The 3,478-nt window shown below is 58.3% G+C and carries 5 protein-coding genes and 1 pseudogene; 5 read left to right on the top strand and 1 reads right to left on the bottom strand.

The annotated features are described in order from the left end of the window. The 5 genes and pseudogenes from FY112_RS00965 to FY112_RS37290 form a co-directional block, all read left to right on the top strand. Positions 1-314, top strand: a 314-nt coding sequence (locus FY112_RS00965; RefSeq protein ID WP_151517408.1) for an SMI1/KNR4 family protein, incomplete at its 5' end; no start/stop codon positions are given. 296 nt (positions 315-610) lie between these two features. After that, positions 611-772 carry a transposase gene (locus tag FY112_RS36535; RefSeq protein ID WP_165504208.1) on the top strand — a complete coding sequence of 54 codons (162 nt, stop codon included), beginning with the start codon at positions 611-613 and terminating at the stop codon, positions 770-772. 243 nt (positions 773-1,015) lie between these two features. Further along, complete coding sequence (locus FY112_RS00960) at positions 1,016-1,786, top strand: aminoglycoside phosphotransferase family protein (protein WP_312864478.1); 771 nt, start codon at positions 1,016-1,018, stop codon at positions 1,784-1,786. 11 nt (positions 1,787-1,797) lie between these two features. After that, complete coding sequence (locus FY112_RS00955) at positions 1,798-2,736, top strand: choline/ethanolamine kinase family protein (RefSeq protein ID WP_151517407.1); 939 nt, start codon at positions 1,798-1,800, stop codon at positions 2,734-2,736. 187 nt (positions 2,737-2,923) lie between these two features. Continuing rightward, positions 2,924-3,136 (top strand): annotated as a pseudogene (locus FY112_RS37290) (hypothetical protein); the annotation flags it as partial. A 240-nt stretch (positions 3,137-3,376) separates the two neighbouring features. Here FY112_RS37290 and FY112_RS00945 read toward each other — a convergent pair. Next, positions 3,377-3,478: SDR family oxidoreductase (locus tag FY112_RS00945; protein WP_151517406.1), on the bottom strand; the 102-nt coding region annotated here is incomplete at its 5' end.

The raw sequence follows: 3,478 nt of genomic DNA, 5'->3' as shown, positions 1-3,478 counted from the left end.
AGATTATCCTGCCGGCGGAGATCAAGGCCTTCCTTGCCGCCTCCAACGGCTTCAACGGAGAGGTTGGCCAAGGTTATCTGATCCTGTGGAGTGCGACGGAACTCTCCGGGGCTGACGGCTATGAGATCTTCGAATTCCGCGACGACCAGCTGCTGATCGGTTCGAATGGCGGCCCGACCGCATATGGCTTCGTCAAGGGCGACTATATTTCCATTCCCTTCGTCTTTGCCGGAAACTGGCTGAATGAAGTGCGTGTTCTCGGCCGCTCTTTCGAGGAGTTCATCGAGGCGATTGAGCGCGGCGAAGGTTGGTAAGGCCATTTGCCTGGCGGTCCGGCTTGCGGCTACTATTGACTCATGTCGCAAAAGAGAATCCGAGGCTTCACCTTCTGGTATGGGGCACCGACGCCCGATATCTGCCCGCTCTGAGGCGAGCCTCCAAGCCAAGAGAATTTGGAAGGCCGCTGCGCATCTCGCCAATCGCGAGCTAGCGTCGCAGAAGTCAAACTGGTGCGACTGACTTTTGCGACATACTGGACGGCGCACGCGGCTTGCTGAAAACTGCGATGGCGGAGCAGTGCTAGGATCGCCGGGCAGGTACTGAGGAAGAGTTGCAGGCCGACAAGATTGTCGGGGCTTCAGATGCCTTTCTGGAGATCGACGGCACCGGCCTGCCGAAGAAGGGTGACTATTCTATTGGGATATCCCGCCAATGGATCTCTTCCGGTTTGGTTATCGTGGTGCGGGTGCCGGTTTTGCAACGTTCGCATTGAGAGGTTTGCGCGGAAACTCCCGCAGTTCAAGCCAACCGGTTCACACCGGGCAACGGTTGGCATTCGGTGGCAGGCAGACACGGGCGCGACCGCCGGCCTGCGATGGTCGATCGTATCGATGAGCCCCCGACCCTGATGGCTGAAGCCATTATTTGGGCGTATCTGTACTTAATGGAGGTTTCCATCCTGAGCGACAAGCCGACCGCCTTTATAGACGGAGCGCGATCTTGGGACTGAGACGAAATTCTCCATACGGACCAGTCGGATTTCATCGATCTGGAGAGGTCCGTTAGCGCCGCGCGTCAGGCTTCAACCCTCGGCCTGACGCCGGCGCCCCTTTGGCACAGCCCGGAAATGTCGGCGGTCGTTTTCGACCGCCTGCCGGGAGCCTGGCATACCGCCAGAATGGACGACCTGCGCAAGCGCGATGTTCTGGAAAGTGTCATCGCCGCCAAGAGCGCCCTGCATGGCAGCAGGCCGCTTGGCGAAACCTGGACGGTGTTCGACCGCATCCGCGTCGTCGAAAAAGCGCTTGCCGATGCAGGCATCGCAGAGGTTGCCGCAGACGGATGGTGGATGCGCGAATGCGTCGGAGATATCGAAGCGGCGATCATCGCCACCGGCTTCGATGAAAAACCAGCCCATGCCGACGGCCTTGCCTCCAACATCATGATCGCGCCGGATGGTAGAGTGCAACTGGTCGATTTCGACGAGGCCCGCAATGTCGATCCGTTCTACGACATCGGCATCCTGCTCAACGAGGCCTTCCAGTTCGACAGCGAAATGCAGCCGGCGCTCGAAATCTTCGAGGGACAATTTCGCCAGACGTCGCTCAACCGCTGCCGCCTTTACGCCATTGCTGACGATCTCTTCTGGGGCATGTGGGGCATGCTGATGGACAGGGTTTCGCCGCGCGGCGGTATCGAATTCCTGAAATATGCGCAATGGCGCCTGTTGCGCTGCCGGATGGCGCTTCGCAATCCGCGTTTCGAATTCATGCTCCGCACACTCTGAGAGATCAAACCATGGAAAAACGATTGGGAGAAGCGGCAAACGAGGCGGAAGCGGAGATCGAATCCCTGCTGCGTGAGATTGAGCCGTGGTCGGCACGCGAACTCCACTACGGTCCGGTGCACGGCGGTATCAGCAATTCGAACTGGCGGGTCAGGGTCGCAGGCGAACTGGGCCATTTCTTCGTCAAGGTTCCTGGCCGCGGCACTGAGATGTTCATCGACCGCAAGGCGGCGCTGGATGCCAGCCGCCGGGCGCAGGACCTCGGCATCGGCCCGAGGATCTACGAGTATCTCGCTGACAGGGGTGTCGAGATTGCCGACTACATCGAAGGCCGCCGCGCCTGCACCAACCGCGATTTCCAGGATCCGACGGTGCGCAAAGCCGTCGTCGGGCTCTACCGCACCTTCAACGATTCAGGCAGACTGCCGCTGACCAAGACGATCTTCGACATGATCGACGAGCATATCGAGCAGGTGCGCGACCTGGGCGGCGCCTTTCCGATCGATTTTGCCTGGCTTTACAAGCAATACCGGCTGGCGCGTGCAGCTCTCGAAGCCTCCGGCATCGATCTCGTTGCCTGCTTCAACGATCCCATGGCGGGTAATTTCATGGTCGCCGACGACAAGTCGCTGATGCTCATCGACTACGAATATGCCTCCAATAACGACCGTTGCTACGATATCGGCATCTGGTGCGGCGAGATGTTCTTCTCCGATGCCGTGGAGGCAGAGGTTATAGAGGAATATTTCGGCCGTTTCGATCCGCGAATGAAGGCCCGTCTTGCCGTGCACCGGGCGCTTGCCGATGTGAAATGGTCGACTTGGGCCATGGTCCAGAATGTCGTCTCGGCGCTCGATTTTGATTTCTACAAATATGGCGCTTGGAAACACATGCGCGCTCGCGCGGCCATGCAGGATCCGCGCTGGGTCGAGTATCTCAAGGCCGTTTGATCCGGTGGATTTTTCAGATGATCGGCGGAAAACCTGACTCGAATTCCGAGCCCATTTCCTAGGTGCGCGATAATCGCATGAGCATGCCACTCTGGCATCCCTATAGAGCAGGCGAGCGAACTTGAGCCATGGTCAGAGCAGGATTTTGCAGACGGCCCGGTGACTCTTACTATCGCCGGCACAGCGAATTGACGAAGGTGCAGCGCGAAAGCGCAGCAGACAGGCCAAGAAAGCCGAAGTTGTCGATGTCGTTTCGCAACCATCTCCACACGTTGGGATCACTTCCGACGATGCAATCAGGCTCGATGGAGAAATCAGGCTGCTGCGGGATCGGTTGGCGAAGAAGCTTCGGCTGCAAAACGCACAACTGAAGAGGATGCTGGATCGGTTCGAACGCTGACGCCGCATTATCCACTCTCCGGGTTTGGGCAGCCTGAAGAACATATAGTCTTTAAGGCGCCGCCGAAAACGCGGCTTCGGGCTGACTAGCGACCGAAACAGTAACCTGCGCTCGCGCTCGAATGTCCGCTGATCAAAAGAACTGGCGCCGGTTCGTACCTCGCGATGACCTTTGAATCCACGCAGGCGCCGGCATTATAATCGGGCTCAAAACCGTTGTAGCAAGTCATGATGGGATGTATCACACAGCCATCCATCCCCCATCGACCAGCATAATGTGTCCATCAATTTGCGTTGCTTCATCGCTGGCGAGGAACAAAGCGGCTTTTGCGACTTCCGGCTC

The sequence above is a fragment of the Rhizobium sp. PEPV16 genome, from assembly GCF_008919455.1.
Classification (GTDB): Bacteria; Pseudomonadota; Alphaproteobacteria; order Rhizobiales; family Rhizobiaceae; genus Rhizobium; species Rhizobium leguminosarum_Q.
The sequence above is the reverse complement of the archived record's forward strand: the minus strand, read 5'-3'. Positions and strand labels throughout refer to the sequence as shown.